The organism is Lactobacillus amylolyticus DSM 11664, assembly GCF_000178475.1.
Lineage (GTDB): Bacteria > Bacillota > Bacilli > Lactobacillales > Lactobacillaceae > Lactobacillus > Lactobacillus amylolyticus.
On the sequence record NZ_ADNY01000029.1, the window covers coordinates 39,405 to 61,615 of the forward strand.

Sequence of the window (22,211 nt, forward strand, 5' to 3'; positions counted from 1 at the left end):
TCCTCCATTACTTTGTAAAAGGCATACCAAATTGACCTAAAAGTTCACGAGCTTCTTCATCAGTGTTGGCAGTAGTAACAATAACAATGTCTAAACCTCTAGTACGATTTACCTTATCGAAATCGATTTCTGGGAAGATCAATTGTTCTTTAATACCCAAAGTGTAGTTACCACGACCGTCGAATGAACGAGCTGAAACACCGCGAAAGTCACGAACACGTGGAAGAGAAACATTGATCAACTTGTATAAGAAATCGTACATTCTATCGCCTCTAAGAGTAACCTTAGCACCGATAGACATACCTTCACGCAAACGGAAGTTGGCGATTGATTTCTTGGCTTTGGTGATCAATGGCTTTTGGCCAGAAATTAATGTTAATTCTTCAACAGCTTCATCCAAATTCTTTGCGTTTGAAACTGCGTCACCAACACCCATGTTTAAAACGATCTTTTCGATCTTTGGTACTTGCATAACTGACTTGTAATTAAACTTGTCTTCTAATGCAGGCATAACTTTTTCCTTGTATTCTTGTGCTAAATAACTTGCCATTTGTGTCCTCCCTTCTACTTCTTATCTGCCTTAGAAATAACCTTAACGTTTGATGCGTGAATTGAACCTTCTGATTCAACTACACCACCGTTAGCGTTATTTTGTGAAGGCTTTTGGTGTTTCTTAATCTTGTTAACGCCCTTAACAACTACACGGTTCTTCTTAACGTTAACAGAAAGAACAGTACCTTCTTTACCTTTACCTTTTCCGGCAATAACTTTTACCTTGTCACCAGTTTTAACAAACATCAGTGCACCTCACTAACAATTATAAGACTTCAGGAGCAAGTGAGACGATCTTCATAAAGTCGTCTTCACGTAACTCACGTGCAACTGGCCCAAAGATACGAGTACCACGTGGGCTCTTATCTGCATTAATAATTACGGCTGCATTTTCGTCGAACTTGATGTATGAACCATCTACACGACGTGCGCCTGACTTTGTTCTAACAATGACTGCTTTTACGACGTCACCCTTTTTGACAACGCCACCTGGTGTTGCTTGTTTAACAGCAGCTACAACGATGTCACCAATATTACCAGTCTTACGCTTTGAACCACCTAAGACTCTGATGACTAAAAGTTCTCTGGCACCAGAGTTATCAGCAACCTTTAAACGAGATTCGTTTTGAATCACTGTGAAATCCTCCCTTCAGTAAATCCGTAAAAATTAAACAGATTTCTTAACAATCTTAACTAAACGGAAGCGCTTTGTACGAGATAATGGACGGGTTTCCATGATACGAACAGTATCTCCAACTTTAGCTTCATTATTTTCGTCTTGTGCGTAAAACTTCTTTGAATACTTAAAACGCTTTTTATAAACTGGGTGATTCTTGTAAGTGTCAACAACTACAGTAATAGTTTTGTCCATCTTATCAGAAACAACGCGTCCTTGGTATACGTGACGACGATTTCTTTCGTTTGCTTCGCTCAAGTTAATAGCTCCCTTCCATTAATTTTGTTCTAATGCTTTTTCGCTAAGAATAGTCTTAATTCTAGCGATGTTTTTACGGACTTTGCTCAAGCGAGCGGTATTTTCTAATTGACCCGTTGCTTGTTGGAAACGCAAGTTAAAGAGTTCTTCTTTATATTGCTTTTCCTTTTCTAACATTTGCTCAGTGGTTAATGATCTGATATCTTTAGCCTTCATTAGAATTGCCACCTACTTCCGAACTCTTAGTCACAAACTTAGTTTTGATTGGTAACTTAGTAGAAGCAAGTCTCAAAGCTTCACGAGCTACTTCTTCTGATACGCCACCAATTTCAAATAAAATCTTTTCTCTCTTTACTACAGCTACCCAACCTGCTGGTGCACCTTTACCAGAACCCATACGTACACCGACACCTTTAGCAGTGTATGACTTTTGAGGGAAAATTCTAATCCAAACTTTACCGCCACGCTTCATGTAACGTGTCATAGCAACACGGGCAGCTTCGATTTGACGGTTAGTAATCCAGTGAGATTCAAGGGCTACCAAACCATATTCACCAAAGGCAATGTACTTACCACCTTTAGCAGCACCACGCATCTTACCACGGAATTCACGACGGTGTTTTACTCGCTTAGGTACTAATGGCATTACTTGTTTCCTCCCTTCGCTGGCTTAGATGACTTGTTCTTACGAGTTGGTAAGATTTCGCCACGATTAATCCAAACTTGGACACCAATTTCACCGTAAGTAGTGAAGGCGTTAACCCAAGCATAATCAATATCAGCTCTTAATGTTTGTAATGGAACACGGCCTTCAGTATGCCATTCTCTTCTAGCCATGTCAGCACCATTCAAACGACCAGAAATTTGAATTCTGGTACCCTTAGCACCAGCACGCATAGTTCTTTGTGAAGCTTGACGCATAGCACGTCTGAATGCAACACGAGCTTCCAATTGACGGGCAATACTGTCTGCTACTAATTCAGCATCAAGATCTGGCTTCTTAATTTCAACAATGTTGATGTGTACTTGTTTGCTAGTTAAAGCATTTAATTCTTTTCTTAAAGCTTCAACTTCAGAACCACCTTTACCAATTACCATACCTGGTTTTGAAGTGTGGATTGAAATATTGATTCTGTTAGCTGCACGTTCAATTTCAACAGTAGAAACAGAGGAATCCTTCAATTTGTCTGAAATATATTTTCTAATACGAAGGTCTTCGTTTAAAGTTTCTTTGTATCCTCTGTCAGCATACCATTTTGATTCCCAATCACGGATGACACCGAGACGAAAACCATTTGGGTTAATCTTTTGACCCATTAATATACCTCCCTTAATCGTTCTTTTCTGAAACTACAACAACTACGTGACTAGTTCTCTTGTTAATTGGAGAAGCCATACCCTTAGCACGTGGACGGAATCTCTTCAAAGTTGCGCCTTCGTTTACGTAAGCTTCTGATACGTAAAGGTTAGCACTTTCAAGATCGTAGTTGTGTTCTGCATTAGCAATAGCTGAACGTAAAACTTTTTCAACGATTGGGGAAGCAGCTCTAGGCGTAAATTCCAAGATTGCTAATGCTTCAGCAACGCTCTTACCACGAATTAAGTCAATAACCAAACGTGCTTTTCTTGGAGCGATGCGAACAGTTCTTGCTTCAGCCTTAGCTGAACTAATTTGTTCTGCCATTTAGATGTTTCTCCTTCCTCTAAGCTTGTGCTGTGGCCTTGTCATCGGCGATCTTGTGTCCATGGAAAGTTCTTGTTGGAACAAATTCACCTAATTTATGACCAACCATGTCTTCAGTAATATAAACTGGAACATGTTTTCTACCATCGTAAACAGCTATAGTCAAACCTACAAAGGAAGGGAAAATAGTTGAACGACGTGACCAAGTCTTAATAACTTGCTTCTTATCAGCATTTTGTTGTGCATCAACTTTCTTTAATAATGATGCGTCAGCAAAAGGACCTTTTTTAATACTACGGCTCATTAATTAACCCTCCTTCTATTACTTGCTACCTTTACGGTGACGAATAATTAACTTCTCGCTAGCCTTCTTGGTGTTTCTAGTCTTGATACCACGAGCCTTCTTGCCCCATGGAGTCATAGGTTGTGGACGACCAACAGGAGCCTTACCTTCACCACCACCATGTGGGTGATCGTTAGGGTTCATTACGGAACCACGTGATTGTGGACGCTTGCCTAACCAACGCTTACGACCAGCTTTACCTAATTGAATTAATGAGTGCTGTTCGTTACCAACTACACCAATAGTTGCACGACATTCAGATAAGATCTTGCGAACTTCACCACTTTGTAATCTAACCAAAGTGTAAGAACCATCAAAACCTAATACTTGAGCAGAAGCACCGGCACTTCTTACAAGTTGACCACCCTTACCTGGTCTTAATTCAATGTTGTGAATGTTTGTACCAGTAGGAATGTTCTTAAGTGCTAAAGCGTTACCTGGCTTGATATCTACTTCTTCACCAGATTCAACAATATCGCCAACCTTTAAGCCTTTAGGAGCTAAAATGTAAGCTTTAATACCGTCAGTGTAATGAAGCAAAGCAATGTTAGCAGTTCTGTTTGGATCATATTCGATAGCCTTTACAACTGCCTTTGCGTTGTCCTTGTTACGCTTAAAGTCGATGATACGGTATTTTTGTTTGTGACCACCACCACGGTGTCTTACAGTGATGTGACCATATGAGTTACGACCTGCAGTATGTGATTGTGATTCAAGTAAAGTCTTTTCAGGCTTTGTCTTGGTAATCTCAGCAAAGTCGGAAGAAGTCATATGACGACGACCATTAGTGGTTGGCTTGTAAATCTTAATAGCCAATTGACTGACCTCCTATTACTTGTCTTCTTTGTTTTCGTCTTGGAAAACTTTAATGTCATTTGAATCGTCAGTTAAAGTAACGATTGCCTTTCTACGACGAGCTGTCTTACCGAAGTAACGACCAACTCGCTTGTCTTTGCCGCGAACGTTCATAATGTTTACGCTCTTAACTTTGACATCAAAGATTTCTTCAACAGCGTTACGAACTTGAGTTTTGGTTGCAGTTAAAAGCACGTCGAAAGTGTACTTCTTATCATCCATTAAGTTCGTTGACTTTTCAGTAATGACAGGTCTTAAAATGATATCACGTGCGTTCATTAAGCCAAAACCTCCTCAATCTTCTTTACAGCATCTTGAGTCAAGATTAACTTGTCGTAGTTAACAGCATCTTCAACATTTAAGCCATTAACTGGAACAACCTTAACCTTTGGCAAGTTTTTAGCAGAAAGTTGTACGTTCTTGTCGTCAGAAACAACTAATACCTTACTTTCTACCTTTAAGCTGTCTAAAATTGACACAAATTCTTTAGTCTTAGGTGCTGACATAGTCAACTTATCTAAAACGATCAAATTCTTATCAATCAACTTTTGGGAAAGAACTGACTTGATAGCCAAACGACGTTGTTTTCTTGGCATTGAATATGCGTAAGAACGTGGAGTAGGGCCAAATACCGTACCACCACCGCGCCATTGTGGAGCTCTGATAGAACCTTGACGAGCACGACCAGTGCCCTTTTGTCTCCAAGGCTTCTTACCACCGCCGCGAACAGCAGATCTATTCTTAACCTTTGAAGTACCTTGACGTTGACCAGCTCTTTGTCTGATGATTGCTTCAAAGACTACGCTTTCGTTAGGTTCGATACCAAAAACTTTATCGTTTAAGGTAACTTCACCAGAGTCTTTACCGTTTTGATCGATAACTTTTAAATTAGCCATTCTAGTCCTCCTTCCTACTTAGCAGCGTCTGTAACTTTAGATGCAGTCTTAACTACGATTAATGAATTCTTAGCACCAGGTACGTTGCCTTTGATCATTAATACGTTCTTGTCTGCAACAACTTTTTCGATTACTAAATTTTCAATGGTAACTTTCTTAACGCCCATGTGACCTGGCAAGTGCTTGCCCTTTGGTACACGGTTAATGATTGAACCCATTGAACCAGGAATTCTGTGGTATCTTGATCCGTGAGTTTCTGGTCCTCTTGATTGACCCCAACGCTTAATGTTACCTTGGTATCCATGACCTCTTGTAGTACCAGTAACGTCTACGACGTCACCTTCCTTGAATGTATCCACAGTAACTTCTGAGCCGACTTCATAGTTCTTAAGCTCAACACCGCGGATTTCCCGAATGAAGCGCTTAGGTGAAGTCTTTGCCTTTGCAGCATGACCTTTTTCTGGTTTGTTGCTCAAAACTTCACGCTTGTCTTGGTAACCTAATTGAACAGCATCGTAACCGTCTGATTCAACAGTCTTAACTTGCATAACAACGTTAGGAGTTGCTTCAACAACAGTTACTGGAACTAAGGCACCATCTTTAGTGAAGATTTGAGTCATACCAACTTTTCTTCCTAAGATTCCTTTGGTCATGATTACACCTCTTTCTATGTAAATTATAATTTGATTTCGATGTCTACGCCGCTTGGAAGATCAAGCTTCATTAATGAATCAACAGTCTTTGGTGTTGGATTCAAAATATCGATTAAACGTTTGTGAGTGCGCATTTCGAATTGTTCACGTGAATCCTTGTTCTTGTGTGGTGAACGAAGAACAGTGAACAAAGTTCTTTCAGTTGGAAGAGGAACTGGGCCTGAGATTTCTGCACCAGTTCTCTTTGCGCTAGCTACAATCTTAGCAGCTGATTCATCGAGAATACCATGTTCGTAAGACTTAAGTCTAATACGAATTGTTTGACTTGCCATTTAAATTACCTCCTTAACGTCTTCTTTAAAAGATGACTAGCTCGGCAAAAATTCCCTGCACACCACTGTGGCAATGCAGCCTGGCGTGCCGCAACCTTTTGCGTCAACGCTTTACAACAATTTTGAGCATCAGAGCATAATAAGCCCTTAAATGCACAACGACTATTTTACTTGGTATGGCCTTAAATATCAAGGGTTTCACCGATGTTTCTCAATATTTTTTACAAAAAAAGAGCTATCCAAAACTGGATAACTCTTTTTTCTAAAATTATTAAAAATTATTTAGCATCTCCGCCGCGCTTTTTAATAATTTCTTCTTGAATTGACTTTGGACATGGTGAGTAGTGATCAAATACCATAGTGAAAGTACCACGACCTTGAGTTAATGAACGCAAAGTAGTTGCGTAACCAAACATTTCAGAAAGTGGAACCATAGCATTCAATACCTTAGCGCCTGAACGGTCGTCCATACCATCCATCGTACCACGACGAGCGGTAATTGAACCCATTACATCACCTAAGTATTCTTCTGGTGTAATGACTTGAACCTTCATAATTGGTTCAAGAATTACGGCACCAGCCTTAGGAGCAGCATTCTTCAATGCAAGAGAAGCAGCAACCTTGAAGGCAGCTTCTGATGAGTCGACTTCGTGGTAACTACCATCGTAAAGCTTAGCCTTAATGTCAATTAATGGGTAACCTGCAAGAACACCATTCTTCATAGCTTCTTGTAAACCTTGGTCAACTGCAGGGATAAATTCACGAGGAACAACACCACCAACAATGGCATCTTCGAATTCGTATCCTTTACCTTCTTCATTAGGAATAAAGTCAATCCAAACGTCACCGTATTGACCTTTACCACCAGATTGACGAACGAACTTACCTTGAGCCTTAGCTTCCTTGGTGAAGGTTTCACGGTAAGCTACTTGTGGTTCACCGATTTCAGCTTCAACGTGGAATTCACGCTTCATACGTTCAACCATGATTTGAAGGTGAAGTTCACCCATACCAGCGATCAAAGTTTGACCAGTTTCTGGGTTAGTTTCAGCCTTAAAGGTTGGGTCTTCTTCAGTAAGCTTTTGCAAAGCAACATCCAACTTATCACGGTCAGCCTTTGACTTAGGTTCAATTGAAACTTGGATAACTGGATCTGGAACTTGCAAACTTTCCAAAATAAGTGGACGATCTGGATCAGTTAAAGAGTCACCAGTAGTGGTGTTCTTCAAACCGATAGCACCGGCAATATCACCTGAGAATACTTCTGGAATTTCCTTACGTTCGTTAGCGTGCATTTGAAGCAAACGACCTACACGTTCACGAGTATCCTTAGAAGCATTCAATACGTAAGAACCTGATTGAAGTGAACCAGTGTAAACACGGATGAAAGTTAAACGTCCAACGAATGGGTCTGAAGCAATCTTAAATGCTAAAGCAGCAAATGGTTCGCTATCGTTAGCCTTAAGTTCAACTTCTTTACCGGTCTTAGGATCATGAGCAACATAAGGCTTAACGTCTAATGGTGATGGCAAGTAATCTACAACACCATCAAGCATCATTTGAACACCCTTGTTCTTGAAGGCTGAACCAGCAAATACTGGGAAGAACTTCAAGTCAATGGTTGCTTTACGGATAGCTGCCTTAATTTCATCGCTTGAAATTTCGTCACCGTTTAAGTATTTTTCCATGATGCCATCGTCAACATCAGCAACAGCTTCAATTAACTTTTCACGACGAGCTTGTGCTTCTTCCTTGTATTCATCAGGAACTGGAACAGTATCCCACTTTGAACCAAGCTTGTCTTCGTCGTAGATATCAGCAACCATGTTGATTAAGTCGATAACACCTTCAAAAGTTTCAGCAGAACCAATTGGCATTTGAACAGCATGTGCATTTGCGTTTAAACGTTCATGCAAAGATTCAACTGACTTATCAAAGTCAGCACCGATCTTATCCATCTTGTTAACAAAAACAATACGAGGAACACCGTAAGTTTCAGCTTGACGCCATACGTTTTCAGTCTGTGGTTCAACACCGGCCTGGGCATCCAAAACAGTTACGGCACCATCCAAAACACGAAGTGAACGTTCTACTTCGATAGTGAAGTCAACGTGCCCTGGGGTATCGATAATGTTAATTCTGTGGCCTTTCCATTGAGCAGTAGTGGCTGCTGATGTAATAGTAATACCACGTTCCTTTTCTTCATCCATCCAGTCCATTTGTGAATCACCTTCGTGAGTTTCACCAATTTTGTGGATCTTACCAGTGTAGTAAAGGATACGTTCAGTAGTGGTAGTCTTACCCGCATCGATGTGGGCCATGATACCAATATTACGTGTCTTTTCTAATGGAAATTCACGCTTGTTAGCCATAAATATTTTCTCTCCTTAAAATAAAACGAATGAGCAGATTAGAAGCGGTAGTGTGCAAATGCACGGTTAGCTTCAGCCATACGGTGAACGTCTTCACGCTTCTTAACAGCTGAACCAGTGTTATTAGAAGCATCAATAATTTCGTTAGCTAAACATTCATCCATAGTGTGTTCGTTACGTAAACGAGCGTATGAAACAAGCCATCTTAAGCCCAAAGTAGTTCTTCTTTCTGGACGAACTTCAACTGGGATTTGATAGTTGGAACCACCGATACGACGAGCTCTAACTTCCAAAACTGGCATAACATTATTCATTGCTTCTTCAAAGACATCAAGTGGTTCCTTACCAGTCTTATCCTTAACAATACTGAAAGCATCGTAAAGGATTGATGATGCCTTAGCTCTCTTACCATCAACCATTAAGTGGTTAATTAACTTAGTAACAAGTTTTGAGTTGTAAACTGGATCTGCTAAAACGTCTTTTTTAGTTACGTGACCTTTTCTAGGCATTATTTAAACCCTCCCTTTAATCTTTCTTAGTACCGTACTTAGAACGACTTTGCTTTCTGCCATCAACACCAGCAGTATCAAGGGCACCACGAACAATATGGTAACGAACACCAGGAAGGTCCTTTACACGACCACCACGGATTAATACAACTGAGTGTTCTTGCAAGTTGTGGCCTTCACCTGGAATGTAAGCAGTAACTTCAATCAAGTTTGAAAGACGTACACGAGCATACTTACGCAAAGCTGAGTTAGGTTTCTTAGGTGTCATAGTACCAACACGAGTTGCAACACCACGCATTTGTGGAGCTGGGTTGAATACTAATTTCTTCTTCATACTGTTGTAACCGTAGTTCAAAGCTGGTGACTTTGACTTAGTCGTCTTTGAATGACGGCCTTTTCTTACCAATTGGTTAATGGTTGGCATTAAAATTTCCTCCTAAAATAATATTTTTTGTTCACACATCCGGGAGTTTCTTTTTTGGCTCACGGAAAATCTGTTCAAAACATACAAACAATATTGTACTACCTTTTAAACAGAAAGCAAACTATTTCGGTAAATTATCTTTATTTTACGTATTTAATAATTGGAGGGATTTTATGCTAATTAATTATTTTGTTAATTTTTTTATTGGAAGCTGTTTAGCTTCACATGCATGTGTCATCTACGATCGTTTTGACCAAGGCAATTTTTTATGGGGACATTCGTATTGCGACTTTTGCTTACAACCCTTGGCACTGACTGATGAGTTGCCAATAATCTCATTTTTAATCCTTAAAGGAAAATGTCGTTTTTGTCATGAAAAAATTTCTTGGACACTTCTTTTGTTTGAAATTTTAGGTGGTTGTGCCTTTCTTCCAATTGATTTTTCTAATATTAAAAGCTTTTCGACAGGAATCTTTATCTTTTTTGTCCTATTAATTGCCATTTTTGATTTTAACGATAAAGAATTCCCTACAATTTTTTTGTTACCACTTTTTATTGTTACTTTAACCAAGGCTAACTTTTGGCATTACTTTAACCTTCTTCAATTTTTACCAATTGCTAGCCTATTAATCCTCTACGTTTATAAGAAAAAGCTAGGCAGCGGTGACCTTTACCTTTATCTATCAATTGCCTCCTTCTTTAATCCGCAATTTGCTAATGAAGTTTTTCTAATTGCATCCATTCTTGTTATTCTTTCTTATTTATTTGAAAAACATCAGAGCTACTCATCTAGTTTTGCATTTATTCCTTATATTTTTACGGCCTTAATAATTAAAAATTTTTAGACAAAAAAGCTTCCATCATCTTTCATGATGGAAGCTTTTCTATTTTTCTCTAACAGAATTTTATTACTTTTGTGGAGTTGCTTTGTCCTTTTCGTCTTTTTCCTTCATTTGTCTTTCAATATCGGCAATTGAATAAACTGATTGAGGTTTAGCAACATCTGCTTGTGGTTCCATATTACGGTAAACAGGCATACCAGTACCAGCTGGAATAATCTTACCAATAATAACGTTTTCCTTAAGCCCAAGAAGTGGATCGTTCTTGCCACGAATAGAAGCATCGGTAAGAACACGAGTAGTTTCCTGGAATGAAGCAGCTGACAAGAAACTATTAGTTTCCAAAGCGGCCTTAGTAATACCTAAGATGACACTTTGAGCAGTTGCGGGAATACCACCAGAAATAATAACTTCCTTGTTACGGTCTCTAAATTGACCGATATCCATAACTTCACCAGGCAACATGTCAGTTTCACCTGGATCAAGGATACGAACCCTTTGCAACATTTGACGAGTCAATACTTCAACGTGTTTATCTGAAATATCTACACCCTGCATTCTATAAGCTTTTTGAACTTCAGCCAAAATGTATTCTTCAGTTGTTAAAGTATCAGTTACTTGAATCAATTCCTTAGGATCAATTGAACCAAGAGTCAACTTGTCACCACGGTGAACTGTATCGCCTTCAGCTACAGCAACAGATGCAGTGTAAGGGACATCGTATGATCTTGTATCAATCTTGCCCTTTACAGTAATTTCACGCGTGTGATCTGCTGGGTTTTCTTGAATTGAATCAACAATACCATCAACTTCAGAAATTGTAGCACGACCCTTAGGGTTACGAGCTTCAAATAATTCTTGAACACGAGGTAAACCTTGAGTAATATCTTCAGCACCGGCAACACCACCGTTGTGGAAAGTTCTCAAAGTAAGCTGAGTACCTGGTTCACCAATTGATTGAGCGGCAACAGTACCAACCGCTTCGCCAACTTCAACTTCTTCACCAGTAGCAAGGTTCATACCATAACACTTACGACATACACCGTGAGGAGTATCACAAGTAAGGATTGAACGAATCTTAACGTGAGTTAAACCAGCATCACAAACTTTGTGAGCCAAGTTTTCGTCCATCATGACGTCCTTAGCTACGATAGTTTCACCAGTCTTAGGATCCTTAACTGTTTCAGCAGTGAAACGACCAAGCAAACGATCGAATAATGGTTCGATCATTTCGTCACCTTCCATGATGGCGCTAACTGTAATACCACGATCAGTACCACAATCATCATCACGAATAATAACGTCCTGAGCAACATCAACCAAACGACGAGTTAAGTAACCTGACTGGGCAGTCTTCAAAGCCGTATCGGTCATACCTTTACGAGCACCGTGAGTGGACATGAATAATTCTAGTACTGACAAACCTTCCTTGAAGTTTGAAGTAACAGGAATTTCGAACAAACCACCGTTAGGAGTAGCCATCAAACCACGCATACCAGCTAACTGAGTAAAGTTTGAAATGTTACCACGGGCACCAGAGTCGGCCATGATTGTAATTGGGTTTCTTGGGTCATAGATTTGTGCAATTTCATTTTGAACTTCGTCTTTACACTTGTTCCAAATGCTAATTACACGGTCGTGACGTTCTTGCTCAGTAATCAGACCTCTTCTGAATTGTTTAGATACAATATCAACTTGCTTGTGGGCCTTATCTACCTTTTCATCCTTATCAGTAATTTCTGGAACGTCAGTCATACCAATAGTGATACCTGAAGTAGTTGAACTTGTGTAACCTAATTTCTTCAAATCATCCAAGTATTCAGACGTTCTTTGAACCTTGTAGTACTTGTATACAGTAGCAATTGAATCTGATAAGAAGTCCTTCTTAAATGGAGCAGCAATCAAATCATCGGCAATTGAATCAATCTTCTCATGAATGTCTTCGCCTTCAGCTAAGAAGTACTTAGCATCTACAGGATTATTCAAGTTTTTCTCAGTTGGTTCATTAATGTAGAAATAATCATCTGGGAAAATTTGGTTGAAGACAATCTTACCATAAGTAGTAATAAAGATACCGTGTTCGTGACCTTTTGGCCATGGCTTCTTAGGCATTGAATCAGCTGACATACCAATAATAGTATGGTAGTGAATGTCACCATTTGCATAAGCAACAGCAGCTTCAGCTGGTGAAGTAAAGATCATGCCTTCACCTTCACGACCCTTTTCAGCCTGAGTTAACCAGTAGTTACCCAAAACAATATCCTGTGATGGAGTAACGATTGGCTTACCATCCTTAGGAGCTAAAATATGGTGCGCAGCAAGCATTAACAAACGAGATTCAGCAACAGCTTCATCTGACAAAGGAACGTGAATAGCCATCTGGTCCCCATCGAAGTCGGCGTTGTAAGCTTCACATGCTAATGGGTGCAAACGAATTGACTTACCAGGAACCAATACTGGTTCGAAGGCTTGAATACTCAAACGGTGAAGAGTAGGTGCACGGTTCAAAAGAACTGGACGTTCCTTAATTACATCTTCAAGTACATCCCAGATATCATCATCTTCACGATCAATCTTACGTTTAGCATTCTTAATGTTTGATGCAATACCACGCTTAACTAATTCGTGCATTACGAATGGCTTGAACAATTCAAGAGCCATTGGACGAGGAACACCACATTGATAGAACTTCAATTTTGGTGAAACATCGATAACTGAACGACCTGAGTAGTCAACACGCTTACCAAGCAAGTTCTGACGGAAACGACCTTGCTTACCTTTAAGCATATGTGAAAGTGACTTAAGTGGACGGTTACCTGGTCCAACAACTGGACGACCACGACGACCGTTATCAATTAAAGCATCAACAGCTTCTTGAAGCATCCGCTTTTCATTTTGAACAATGATATTAGGAGCATTCAAATCAAGCAATCTCTTCAGACGATTGTTACGGTTGATAACACGTCTGTATAAATCGTTTAAATCGGAAGTGGCAAAACGTCCACCTTCAAGTTGAACCATTGGACGAAGATCTGGTGGAATAACTGGAACAGCATCCATAACCATCCATTCTGGCTTATTGCCGGAGTTCTTGAATGCGTCCAAAATGTCCAATCTTCTAATAGCACGTGTACGTTTTTGACCAGTTGCAGTTTGAAGTTCTTTCTTCAAATCAGCAACTTCTTTAGCTAAGTCAACTTTCTTAAGCAAATCACGGATAGCTTCAGCACCCATCTTTGCTTCAAAACGATTGCCGTACTTAGCTTTTTGCTCACGGTATTCAGCTTCAGTTAATAATTGCTTAGGTTCAAGATCTGTATCGCCTGGATCAATTACGATATAAGCTGCAAAATAGATAACTTCTTCAAGCAATCTTGGAGAAATATCCAAAACAAGACCCATTTTTGATGGAATACCCTTGAAGTACCAAATGTGAGTAACAGGTGCGGCCAATTCAATGTGGCCCATCCGTTCTCTTCTTACTTTAGAAGAAGTAACTTCAACACCGCATCGATCACAAATAATTCCACGGTATCTAACACCCTTATATTTACCACACGCACATGACCAATCTTTAGTTGGACCAAAGATTCGTTCATCAAACAAACCATCTTTTTCTGGCTTTAAAGTACGGTAGTTAATGGTTTCTGGCTTCTTAACTTCACCATATGACCAGCTTCTGATCTTGTTAGGTGATGCAAGACCAATTTGCATACTTTCAAACTTATTTACGTCGATCAAAAGTTTAACCTCCTACTACTTAGAAACTTTATCGTCAGACTTGTCTACTGGTTCCTTTTCAGGTTTGTCTTCAGCAGCTTTTTCATCTGATTTTTCAGTTTCTTTGGCTAACTTCTTCTTTTCTTGTTCTTCAGCCATCCGTGACAAAGTATCAATATTTAAATGTTCATTTGAATCGTCATCCATATCACGCAATTCAATTTCATTATGATTCATATCAAGAACTCTGATATCCAAACCTAATGATTGAAGTTCTTTAACAAGAACACGGAATGATTCAGGAACACCTGGCTTAGGAATTCTTTCACCCTTAACAATGGCTTCGTATGCTCTTACACGACCAACAACGTCATCTGACTTGTAAGTCAAGATTTCTTGCAATGTGTATGCAGCACCGTAAGCTTCAAGGGCCCAAACTTCCATTTCACCGAAACGCTGACCACCAAATTGTGCTTTACCACCAAGTGGTTGTTGAGTAACCAATGAGTAAGGCCCAATTGAACGAGCGTGGATCTTATCATCAACCATGTGAGTAAGTTTCAAGTAGTGCATAACACCAACTGAAACACGGTTGTGGAATGGTTCACCGGAACGACCATCGTAAATAACAGTCTTACCGTCTTTATCCACACCAGCTTGACGAACAGTATTCCAAACTTCGTCTTCGTTAGCACCATCAAATACTGGAGTAGCTACGTGAATACCCAATTGACGAGCAGCGGCACCTAAGTGCAATTCCAAAAGCTGTCCAATGTTCATACGTGATGGAACACCCATTGGGTTCAAACAAATATCTACTGGAGTACCATCTGGCAAATATGGCATATCTTCTTCTGGTACAACTGCAGCAACAGTACCTTTGTTACCGTGACGACCAGACATCTTGTCCCCAACTTGAATCTTTCTCTTTTGGGCAATGTAAACACGAACCATTGTGTTAACACCTGGTGAAAGTTCATCGCCTGCTTCACGAGTGTAGACCTTAACGTCTTGAACAATACCGCCACCACCGTGTGGTACACGAAGTGAAGTATCACGAACTTCACGAGCCTTTTCACCAAAGATAGCATGAAGCAATCTTTCTTCGGCTGATAATTCAGTAACACCCTTTGGCGTTACCTTACCAACTAAGATATCACCATCATGAACTTCAGCACCGATTCGAACAATACCATCTTCGTCCAAATCCTTCAAAGCGTCTTCACCAACGTTAGGAATTTCACGAGTAATTTCTTCTGGACCAAGCTTAGTATCACGTGCTTCTGATTCATAATCTTCAATACTGATTGAAGTGTAAACATCGTCTTTAACAAGACGTTCAGAAAGCATGATGGCATCTTCGTAGTTGTACATGTTCCAAGTCATAAAGGCAATCAATGGGTTTTGACCCAAAGCAAGTTCACCGTGGTCCATTGCTGGACCATTAGCAATAATGTCGCTTGCATCAACCTTATCACCCTTCTTAACGTTAGGAGTTTGGTTGTATGACTTAGAGTTGTTTGAACGACGATACTTTTCAAGAGTGTACTTATCTAAAGTACCATCTTCACGTCTAATTCTGATTTCATTACCATCAACATATTCAACCGTACCTGGAGCCTTAGCTAAAAGTGCAGCACCTGAGTCATGAGCAGCACGGTATTCCATACCAGTACCAACAAGTGAACCATGAGGATTAATCAATGGTGCAGCCTGACGTTGCTGGTTGGCACCCATCAAAGCACGGTTTGAGTCGTCGTTTTCAAGGAATGGAATACATGCAGAAGCTACAGACACAACTTGTTTAGGAATAACGTCCATGTAGTCGATCTTGTCTGGAGAAACTTCGACGTTGTCTTCCTTGTGACGAGCCAAAATCAATTTTTCTTTGAAGGAACCATCTTCGTTCAAAGGAGTGTTGGCACCGGCAATGATGTAGTTATCTTCAACATCAGCTGTTAAGTAGTCGATCTTATCAGTAACCTTGTGAGTCTTCCAAGATACACGACGGTATGGAGTTTCAATAAAACCATACTTGTTAATAATCGCATATGTAGCCAAAGAGTTGATCAAACCAATGTTAGGACCTTCTGGCGTTTCAATAGGACATAGACGACCATAGTGAGTATAGTGAACGTCACGAACTTCATAACCAGCACGATCACGAGTCAAACCACCAGGCCCTAAGGCTGACATACGACGCTTGTGTGTCAATTCACCCAATGGGTTGTGTTGGTCCATAAACTGTGAAAGTTGTGAAGAACCAAAGAATTCTTTGATACTTGCAACGATTGGACGAATGTTGATCAATTGTTGTGGAGTTACGGTTGAAGGATCTTGAATTGACATTCTTTCACGAACAACACGTTCCATTCTTGCCAAACCAATTCTGAATTGGTTTTGAAGAAGTTCACCAACACGACGAATACGACGGTTACCTAAGTGGTCAATATCGTCAGTAGTACCAATTTGATCTTGTAAAGCAAAGAAGTAGTTGATTGAAGATAAAACATCAGCTGGAGTCAAGTGCTTTACATCTGAACCGATATGACCATTAGAAATAAGCTTAACTTCTCTTTCAGGGTTAACCTTTGAGTAAACTTTAATTTCTTGAACAGTAATTGGGTCTGACAAAACACCTTCCTTTGAAGGTTGGTAAGTTACCATCTTGAAGTCATCACGATCAAGGTACTTTTCAAGTTTGTCCATTACTTCGTGAGTAACAACAGTACCCTTCTTAGCAATAATTTCACCAGTATCTGGATCAGCTAAAGTTTCAGCCAAAGTTTGCCCATATAGACGGTTCTTAAGTGAAAGCTTCTTGTTGATCTTATAACGACCTACTGTAGCCAAGTCATAACGACGTGGATCAAAGAAACGAGCGTACAAAAGTGAACGTGAAGAATCAGTAGTCTTTGGTTCACCTGGACGCAGTCTTTCATAAATATCCTTTAAAGCTTCAGCAACACGTGAGTCAGCTGGGTTCTTGTGAACATCCTTGTCCAAAGTAAATTGCAAAGTATCACTTTGACCAAACATATCTAAGATTTCGCCATCTGAGCCAAGGCCCATTGCTCTAATTAAAACAGTCAAAGGCAACTTACGAGTACGGTCAACACGTACGTAAGAAACATTTTTAGCATCCGTTTCATATTCAAGCCAAGCACCACGGTTAGGAATTACTGTTGTGCCAAAGGTTTGACGACCATTTTTATCAAAATCGCCTGAGTAATATACACCAGGTGATCTTACCAATTGAGAAACGATAACTCTTTCAGCACCATTAACAATGAATGAACCTGATTCGGTCATCAAAGGCAAATCGCCAAAGAATACATCTTGAGTCTTGATTTCGCCAGTTTCTTGGTTGGTTAATTTTAAAGTAACATGCATAGGTGCAGCATAAGTTGCATCATGATCACGAGCTTCATCGACAGTATACTTAGGCTTTTGAAGCTTATAACCTACATATTCAAGTGACAACTTACCTGAAAAGTCGCCAATTGGCATAATGTCATCAAAAACTTCTTTAATGCCTTTGTCGAGAAACCACTTATATGATTGGGTTTGAACATCGGTCAAGTTAGGTAGTTTCAAAACTTCTTTAATCTTTGAAAAGCTACGTCTTGTTCGGTGTTTACCGTAATTCAATACGTGTCCGTTTAACAAGGAAAAACATCCTTTCTGTTAGAGAAAGCAAATATTACAATTCTGTTACAAATAAAAAAAACTGCAATTTTAGGCATAAAAAAGACAAAAACAACTAAGTGTCGTTTTTGTCTTTATCATTTTGCTGGACAATAGATCAGCAAAATCCTGAAATTCAGCCTTTTAAATCACTCATCACTATACTTGCTTTTGAGGAATTTGTCAACTGCAAGACCTGCTAAATCAATTAATTCTTCACTTTTTCTTTTGCATTTTCGACATCAAATTTCAATTGACCATGACTGCAGCCAATCTTTAAAGTTTGTCCCGCTGCTAAATCTCCATTGATCAACATCTCAGCAATTTGATCTTCAATATCGTTTTGAATAGCTCTTCTTAGTGGTCGAGCACCATTTTCTGGATCAAACCCATCTTTAGCAATCTTATCAAGTGCCGCACGAGAGACTTTCAATTCAACGTCTTTCTCTTGCAGACGCACAATCAATTTATGCATCAACAGGCTGACAATTTGACGAAGCTGCTTTTGATCAAGTTCATCAAAAATAATTGTTTCATCAATTCTGTTCAAAAATTCTGGACGGAAGAACTGCTTGAGCGCCTGACGAACTCGATCAGCACGAAGTTGTGCCTGACTTGCGTTATCAGCATTAAAGCCAACAGCTTTAGTATCAAACAAACTGCGTGAGCCCAAGTTAGAGGTCATAATAATGATCGTATTTCTGAAGTCAACTTTGCGTCCTTTAGAATCTGTTAAAAATCCTTCATCCAATACTTGAAGAAGCAAATTAAAGACGTCTGGATGAGCCTTTTCAACTTCATCAAGCAATACTACTGAATATGGGTGACGGCGAACTTGCTCAGATAACTGACCGCCTTCTTCATAACCTACATAGCCTGGAGCGGAACCAATCAGCTTGCTGCTGGCAACCGGATCCATATATTCTGACATGTCAATTCGAATCATATTATCTTCGGAGCCAAACATTGCAGCAGCAACTGATTTAGCCAATTCAGTCTTACCAACACCAGTTGGCCCTAAGAATAAGAACGATCCGATTGGACGACGTTCATCCTTAATTCCACTTCTGCTGCGGCGAATTGCACGAGCGACAGCTGACACAGCCTTATCCTGACCAATAACACGTTCATGCAAAATAGCTTCCAAATTAGCTAAACGCTTTGTTTCGTTATGTTTCATTTGCGTAACTGGTACGCCAGTCCAAGAGGAAACAACTTTCGCAATATCCTCTGGTTCTACCGTTGCTGATTGACTAAGATTATCATTCAAACTATTCATAATTTGCTGCTTGTTTTCTTGCAAAGCATTTTGTTTATCTTGCAATTTTGCCGCTTCAACGAAATTTTGATTAGCTGCAGCGTCATTTTTTTGACTAATAATCTTTTTAATTTGTTGATCAAGTTGAAGCAAACGATTATCAGAACCGGCATTATTTCTAATCTTAACCGCAGCTCCAGCTTCATCAATTAAATCAATTGCTTTATCAGGAAGATAGCGGTCCGAAATATAGCGCGTAGACAAACTAATCGCATCTTTCAAGCTGTCCTCGGAAATTCTGACATGGTGGAACTTTTCATATTTTGGCTTTAATCCTTCCAAAATTTTTAAAGTATCTGCCTTAGTTGGTGCATTTAACCGAACTTGTTGGAATCTGCGAGCCAAGGCCTGATCTTTTTCGATATATTTTTGATACTCATCAAAAGTCGTCGCACCAATCATTTGCAAATCGCCACGAGCCAAAGCAGGCTTCAAGATATTTGAGGCGTCAATTGCGCCTTCGGCACCACCGGCTCCGATAATTGTATGGATTTCGTCAACAAACAAAATTACTTTTCCGTCTTTGGCGATTTCCTTGAGTATCTTTTTCATTCGATCTTCAAATTCGCCCCGGTATTTGGTACCTGCGACCAAATTAGCGATGTTCAAAGACATTACTCGTTTATTCAATAAATCCGTTGGCACTTTTTTATTAACGATGGCTGTTGCAATTGCTTCTGCCACAGCTGTTTTACCAACACCAGGTTCACCAATTAAGATTGGATTGTTCTTTGTCCGTCGTGACAAAATTTGAATAACACGTGCAATTTCACGATCACGTCCAATTACAGGATCAATTGCGCCTTCAATTACTCGCTTATTAAGATTAATGGCGGCATTATCCAGTGTTGGTGTTGCTGACTTTTTGATTTGTACATTGTTAACAGTTGGAACGTTGTCAAGCCAGTCGGAAGAATCGTCAAAGTTTTGTCCTTGATTCAAACTATCTTCCACATCTTGGCGCAAATGAGCCAGGTCAACATTCAGATTTTTAAGAATCATTGCTGATAAAACTTGTTCACTCGCTACTAAGCCAAGTAAAAGATGATTCGTTTGGATTTCATGATATCCGCCTTGATCGGCAGCACGTTTAGCGTAATCAAGTATTAAGCTAAGACGTGGTGAAATTTCCATGTAATCAGTGTTGGCAGCTGAGCCGTAACCTGTATAGCGTTCAATTTCTTCTCTAATTGCTGTTGGCGTTAAATTCCATGAACGCAGGATTTTGCCTGCATCCCCATCAGACTCAATTACTAATGCAAGCAATACATGTTCTGTTCCAATTAAACGGTGATGGAAATTTTGCGCTTGTTCTCGGGCAATTTCCAAGACCTGATTTGAACTTTTACTATAAGAATTTTCCATACAAACACCACCTTAAAATTGACGTTCAATATTTTAGTCGTGATCGTCAGTAAAGTAAAATATTTCGCATTAATGCTTAAAAATCACTGCCGCAATTTTTTCTAAATATTCTTGATCTGTTTGATCAAAGTTGTCTTTAACCAACGCATCAAAGTCAAACACGCCCCAGATTTGTCTGTCTTTAAAAATAGGGACAACAATTTCTGACTTTGAACGACTGTCACAAGCAATGTGTCCTGCAAATTGATGCACATCGGTGACAATTTCAGTTTTTTCATTAGCAACTGCTGTACCACAAACTCCCTTGCCAAAAGCAATATGGACACAGGCTGGTTGACCTTGAAATGGACCTAGTATCAGTTCATTATTTTTAATACGATAAATACCTGCAAAATTGACATTTTTTAAGCCATGAAATAAAAGAGCAGATAAATTTGCCGTATTTGCAATCCAGTCGTCTTCGCCTTCAACTAAGGCTGCGGCTTGTTCGACCAACAATTGATAATCTTTTTTTGAAGCTGCTGACAATAAGACCATTCCTTTCCCTTGGTTCATGTCATTATAACAAAAGCCAAAAGGATTAACTAGTAATTAACTTATTTTAGATAAGTGAAGGCTAAATAAAAAAATAAGCATCCCTTATTGAGATGCTTATTCTAATATCAGTCGGGAAAACGCGATTCGAACGCGCGACCTCTACGTCCCGAACGTAGCGCTCTACCAAGCTGAGCCATTTCCCGGTAACAAAAAAACCCACCTGGCGGTGAGCTTTTATTCTTTGGAGCGGAAGACGGGATTCGAACCCGCGACCCCCACCATGGCAAGGTGATGTTCTACCACTGAACTACTTCCGCAGAACAGTTATTATTATAGCAAAGCATCTAATAAATGCAAGCACTTTTTTAAAAAACATTTTTCATAAATTTAGGTACAAAAAAAGCTCACAGACGTGAGCTTTCATTCTTTAGAGCGGAAGACGGGATTCGAACCCGCGACCCCCACCATGGCAAGGTGATGTTCTACCACTGAACTACTTCCGCGATACAAAAAGTATTATAGCAAAGATTATTCTCTTTGCAAATACTTTTTGAAAAAATATTACTTATCCGTTTTTAACTAAGTTAATTTTAGTTATTGTACCGAATTAAAAAAATTGCTACAATATCTTCAATTTAATTAAAGGAGATTTCACATGAGATTACGTACTATTGCTTTCTAAATCAAAATCTTAATATTAGGAAGCGAGAAAAACATGCCAAAATTTAATATCAGACAATATCAACCAAACGATTATGCTGAAGTATGCCGCATTCACGACGTTAGTCGTAAAGAAGAGCTAACAATTGGTGGTGCGGAAAAATACTTCATACCTTTAGAGACAGCTCCATATAAGGATGATTTTTTCTCCTGCAAAATTTATGTAGCTTATGATGCTGACAGCATATTGGGCTTCGTTGCAGTTCATCTCCAAGAACTGGATTACATTTATGTAGATCCAATTCATCAAAATAAAGGTATCGGGTATGCTTTAGCAACGACAGCTTTGAGGTACATGAGTCGACCAGTTAGTCTTGATGTATTTGCAGAAAATACTAAGGCCAAAAAGCTTTACAAAAAATTAGGCTTTAAGTGTCAAGAAGTTAGATATCAGCAATGGGATTTAAATGATCCTAAAAAATACTCTGATGAAAAAATGATTCTCAATTAAAAAATACATAAACAAAAACT

At 39.4% G+C, this 22,211-nt stretch carries 23 protein-coding genes and 3 tRNA genes; 2 read left to right on the forward strand and 24 right to left on the reverse strand.

Annotation, left to right across the window (positions count from 1 at the left end; translation table 11 throughout):
- Window positions 1-7 precede the first annotated feature (7 nt).
- The 17 genes from rplE to rpsL all read right to left on the reverse strand — a co-directional run bounded on the left by rplE (window position 8) and on the right by rpsL (window position 9,554).
- Window positions 8-550: a 50S ribosomal protein L5 gene (gene rplE, locus HMPREF0493_RS03555; protein WP_006351921.1), complete on the reverse strand. Its 543-nt coding sequence runs from the start codon at window positions 548-550 to the stop codon at window positions 8-10.
- Between the two features lie 14 nt (window positions 551-564).
- Window positions 565-798 carry a 50S ribosomal protein L24 gene (gene rplX / locus HMPREF0493_RS03560; RefSeq protein ID WP_006351922.1) on the reverse strand — a complete coding sequence of 78 codons (234 nt, stop codon included), beginning with the start codon at window positions 796-798 and terminating at the stop codon, window positions 565-567.
- Between the two features lie 19 nt (window positions 799-817).
- Window positions 818-1,186: a 50S ribosomal protein L14 gene (gene rplN, locus HMPREF0493_RS03565; RefSeq protein WP_006351923.1), complete on the reverse strand. Its 369-nt coding sequence runs from the start codon at window positions 1,184-1,186 to the stop codon at window positions 818-820.
- A gap of 33 nt (window positions 1,187-1,219) precedes the next feature.
- Window positions 1,220-1,486, reverse strand: coding sequence for a 30S ribosomal protein S17 (rpsQ, locus tag HMPREF0493_RS03570; protein WP_006351924.1), 267 nt, complete (start codon window positions 1,484-1,486; stop codon window positions 1,220-1,222).
- Window positions 1,487-1,504: 18 nt separating this feature from the next.
- Window positions 1,505-1,702: a 50S ribosomal protein L29 gene (gene rpmC / locus HMPREF0493_RS03575; RefSeq protein ID WP_006351925.1), complete on the reverse strand. Its 198-nt coding sequence runs from the start codon at window positions 1,700-1,702 to the stop codon at window positions 1,505-1,507.
- Window positions 1,692-2,132: a 50S ribosomal protein L16 gene (rplP, locus tag HMPREF0493_RS03580; RefSeq protein WP_006351926.1), complete on the reverse strand. Its 441-nt coding sequence runs from the start codon at window positions 2,130-2,132 to the stop codon at window positions 1,692-1,694. The genes rpmC and rplP overlap by 11 nt, the downstream gene beginning before the upstream one ends.
- Window positions 2,132-2,803: a 30S ribosomal protein S3 gene (rpsC, locus tag HMPREF0493_RS03585; RefSeq protein ID WP_006351927.1), complete on the reverse strand. Its 672-nt coding sequence runs from the start codon at window positions 2,801-2,803 to the stop codon at window positions 2,132-2,134. Before rpsC ends, rplP begins: the two co-directional genes overlap by 1 nt.
- A 13-nt stretch (window positions 2,804-2,816) precedes the next feature.
- Window positions 2,817-3,170, reverse strand: coding sequence for a 50S ribosomal protein L22 (gene rplV, locus HMPREF0493_RS03590; protein WP_003549029.1), 354 nt, complete (start codon window positions 3,168-3,170; stop codon window positions 2,817-2,819).
- 19 nt (window positions 3,171-3,189) lie between these two features.
- Window positions 3,190-3,474, reverse strand: coding sequence for a 30S ribosomal protein S19 (gene rpsS, locus HMPREF0493_RS03595; RefSeq protein ID WP_006351928.1), 285 nt, complete (start codon window positions 3,472-3,474; stop codon window positions 3,190-3,192).
- Window positions 3,475-3,492: 18 nt separating this feature from the next.
- Window positions 3,493-4,329, reverse strand: coding sequence for a 50S ribosomal protein L2 (gene rplB, locus HMPREF0493_RS03600; RefSeq protein ID WP_006351929.1), 837 nt, complete (start codon window positions 4,327-4,329; stop codon window positions 3,493-3,495).
- A gap of 15 nt (window positions 4,330-4,344) precedes the next feature.
- Window positions 4,345-4,647: a 50S ribosomal protein L23 gene (gene rplW / locus HMPREF0493_RS03605; RefSeq protein WP_006351930.1), complete on the reverse strand. Its 303-nt coding sequence runs from the start codon at window positions 4,645-4,647 to the stop codon at window positions 4,345-4,347.
- Window positions 4,647-5,264 carry a 50S ribosomal protein L4 gene (gene rplD / locus HMPREF0493_RS03610; protein WP_006351931.1) on the reverse strand — a complete coding sequence of 206 codons (618 nt, stop codon included), beginning with the start codon at window positions 5,262-5,264 and terminating at the stop codon, window positions 4,647-4,649. The genes rplW and rplD overlap by 1 nt, the downstream gene beginning before the upstream one ends.
- Window positions 5,265-5,278: 14 nt before the next feature.
- On the reverse strand, window positions 5,279-5,917 hold the full coding sequence (gene rplC, locus HMPREF0493_RS03615; RefSeq protein WP_006351932.1) for a 50S ribosomal protein L3: 639 nt from the start codon (window positions 5,915-5,917) through the stop codon (window positions 5,279-5,281).
- Window positions 5,918-5,940: 23 nt separating this feature from the next.
- Window positions 5,941-6,249, reverse strand: a complete 309-nt coding sequence (gene rpsJ / locus HMPREF0493_RS03620) for a 30S ribosomal protein S10 (protein WP_006351933.1) — start codon at window positions 6,247-6,249, stop codon at window positions 5,941-5,943.
- Between the two features lie 278 nt (window positions 6,250-6,527).
- Complete coding sequence (fusA, locus tag HMPREF0493_RS03625) at window positions 6,528-8,621, reverse strand: elongation factor G (protein ID WP_006351934.1); 2,094 nt, start codon at window positions 8,619-8,621, stop codon at window positions 6,528-6,530.
- Between the two features lie 38 nt (window positions 8,622-8,659).
- Window positions 8,660-9,130: a 30S ribosomal protein S7 gene (gene rpsG, locus HMPREF0493_RS03630; protein WP_006351935.1), complete on the reverse strand. Its 471-nt coding sequence runs from the start codon at window positions 9,128-9,130 to the stop codon at window positions 8,660-8,662.
- 16 nt (window positions 9,131-9,146) lie between these two features.
- Window positions 9,147-9,554, reverse strand: a complete 408-nt coding sequence (rpsL, locus tag HMPREF0493_RS03635; protein WP_006351936.1) for a 30S ribosomal protein S12 — start codon at window positions 9,552-9,554, stop codon at window positions 9,147-9,149.
- A gap of 173 nt (window positions 9,555-9,727) precedes the next feature.
- On the opposite strand from rpsL, the gene HMPREF0493_RS03640 reads away from it, so the two are divergent.
- Window positions 9,728-10,399: a prepilin peptidase gene (locus HMPREF0493_RS03640; RefSeq protein WP_040457155.1), complete on the forward strand. Its 672-nt coding sequence runs from the start codon at window positions 9,728-9,730 to the stop codon at window positions 10,397-10,399.
- A 63-nt stretch (window positions 10,400-10,462) separates the two neighbouring features.
- Here HMPREF0493_RS03640 and rpoC read toward each other — a convergent pair whose 3' ends face one another.
- From rpoC to HMPREF0493_RS03675, 7 genes are all read right to left on the reverse strand, one after another.
- Window positions 10,463-14,134 (reverse strand): DNA-directed RNA polymerase subunit beta', encoded by a 3,672-nt coding sequence (gene rpoC / locus HMPREF0493_RS03645; RefSeq protein ID WP_006351938.1) that lies wholly within the window; start codon window positions 14,132-14,134, stop codon window positions 10,463-10,465.
- A gap of 15 nt (window positions 14,135-14,149) precedes the next feature.
- On the reverse strand, window positions 14,150-17,782 hold the full coding sequence (gene rpoB / locus HMPREF0493_RS03650; RefSeq protein ID WP_006351939.1) for a DNA-directed RNA polymerase subunit beta: 3,633 nt from the start codon (window positions 17,780-17,782) through the stop codon (window positions 14,150-14,152).
- A gap of 226 nt (window positions 17,783-18,008) precedes the next feature.
- Complete coding sequence (locus tag HMPREF0493_RS03655; RefSeq protein WP_006351940.1) at window positions 18,009-20,483, reverse strand: ATP-dependent Clp protease ATP-binding subunit; 2,475 nt, start codon at window positions 20,481-20,483, stop codon at window positions 18,009-18,011.
- 69 nt (window positions 20,484-20,552) lie between these two features.
- On the reverse strand, window positions 20,553-21,020 hold the full coding sequence (locus HMPREF0493_RS03660) for a GAF domain-containing protein (protein ID WP_392391077.1): 468 nt from the start codon (window positions 21,018-21,020) through the stop codon (window positions 20,553-20,555).
- A gap of 129 nt (window positions 21,021-21,149) precedes the next feature.
- Window positions 21,150-21,223, reverse strand: a tRNA-Pro gene (locus HMPREF0493_RS03665).
- 39 nt (window positions 21,224-21,262) lie between these two features.
- A tRNA-Gly gene (locus HMPREF0493_RS03670) sits at window positions 21,263-21,337 on the reverse strand.
- A 114-nt stretch (window positions 21,338-21,451) separates the two neighbouring features.
- A tRNA-Gly gene (locus tag HMPREF0493_RS03675) sits at window positions 21,452-21,523 on the reverse strand.
- 212 nt (window positions 21,524-21,735) lie between these two features.
- Here HMPREF0493_RS03675 and HMPREF0493_RS03680 point away from each other — a divergent pair.
- A complete protein-coding gene (locus HMPREF0493_RS03680) occupies window positions 21,736-22,191 on the forward strand; it encodes a GNAT family N-acetyltransferase (protein WP_006351942.1) in 456 nt (151 codons plus the stop codon).
- Window positions 22,192-22,211: the final 20 nt, after the last annotated feature.

Excerpts from the sequence above, each read along its gene's own strand:
- rplE (WP_006351921.1), bottom strand. The coding sequence starts at position 550 with ATGGCAAGTTATTTAGCACAAGAATACAAGGAAAAAGTTATGCCTGCA.
- rplX (WP_006351922.1), bottom strand. The coding sequence starts at position 798 with ATGTTTGTTAAAACTGGTGACAAGGTAAAAGTTATTGCCGGAAAAGGT.
- rpmC (WP_006351925.1), bottom strand. The coding sequence starts at position 1,702 with ATGAAGGCTAAAGATATCAGATCATTAACCACTGAGCAAATGTTAGAA.
- rplP (WP_006351926.1), bottom strand. The coding sequence starts at position 2,132 with ATGCCATTAGTACCTAAGCGAGTAAAACACCGTCGTGAATTCCGTGGT.
- rpsC (WP_006351927.1), bottom strand. The coding sequence starts at position 2,803 with ATGGGTCAAAAGATTAACCCAAATGGTTTTCGTCTCGGTGTCATCCGT.
- rplV (WP_003549029.1), bottom strand. The coding sequence starts at position 3,170 with ATGGCAGAACAAATTAGTTCAGCTAAGGCTGAAGCAAGAACTGTTCGC.
- rpsS (WP_006351928.1), bottom strand. The coding sequence starts at position 3,474 with ATGAGCCGTAGTATTAAAAAAGGTCCTTTTGCTGACGCATCATTATTA.
- rplW (WP_006351930.1), bottom strand. The coding sequence starts at position 4,647 with ATGAACGCACGTGATATCATTTTAAGACCTGTCATTACTGAAAAGTCA.
- rplD (WP_006351931.1), bottom strand. The coding sequence starts at position 5,264 with ATGGCTAATTTAAAAGTTATCGATCAAAACGGTAAAGACTCTGGTGAA.
- rplC (WP_006351932.1), bottom strand. The coding sequence starts at position 5,917 with ATGACCAAAGGAATCTTAGGAAGAAAAGTTGGTATGACTCAAATCTTC.
- rpsJ (WP_006351933.1), bottom strand. The coding sequence starts at position 6,249 with ATGGCAAGTCAAACAATTCGTATTAGACTTAAGTCTTACGAACATGGT.
- fusA (WP_006351934.1), bottom strand. The coding sequence starts at position 8,621 with ATGGCTAACAAGCGTGAATTTCCATTAGAAAAGACACGTAATATTGGT.
- rpsG (WP_006351935.1), bottom strand. The coding sequence starts at position 9,130 with ATGCCTAGAAAAGGTCACGTAACTAAAAAAGACGTTTTAGCAGATCCA.
- rpsL (WP_006351936.1), bottom strand. The coding sequence starts at position 9,554 with ATGCCAACCATTAACCAATTGGTAAGAAAAGGCCGTCATTCAAAGACG.
- HMPREF0493_RS03640 (WP_040457155.1), top strand. The coding sequence starts at position 9,728 with ATGCTAATTAATTATTTTGTTAATTTTTTTATTGGAAGCTGTTTAGCT.
- HMPREF0493_RS03655 (WP_006351940.1), bottom strand. The coding sequence starts at position 20,483 with ATGGAAAATTCTTATAGTAAAAGTTCAAATCAGGTCTTGGAAATTGCC.
- HMPREF0493_RS03660 (WP_392391077.1), bottom strand. The coding sequence starts at position 21,020 with ATGGTCTTATTGTCAGCAGCTTCAAAAAAAGATTATCAATTGTTGGTC.
- HMPREF0493_RS03680 (WP_006351942.1), top strand. The coding sequence starts at position 21,736 with ATGCCAAAATTTAATATCAGACAATATCAACCAAACGATTATGCTGAA.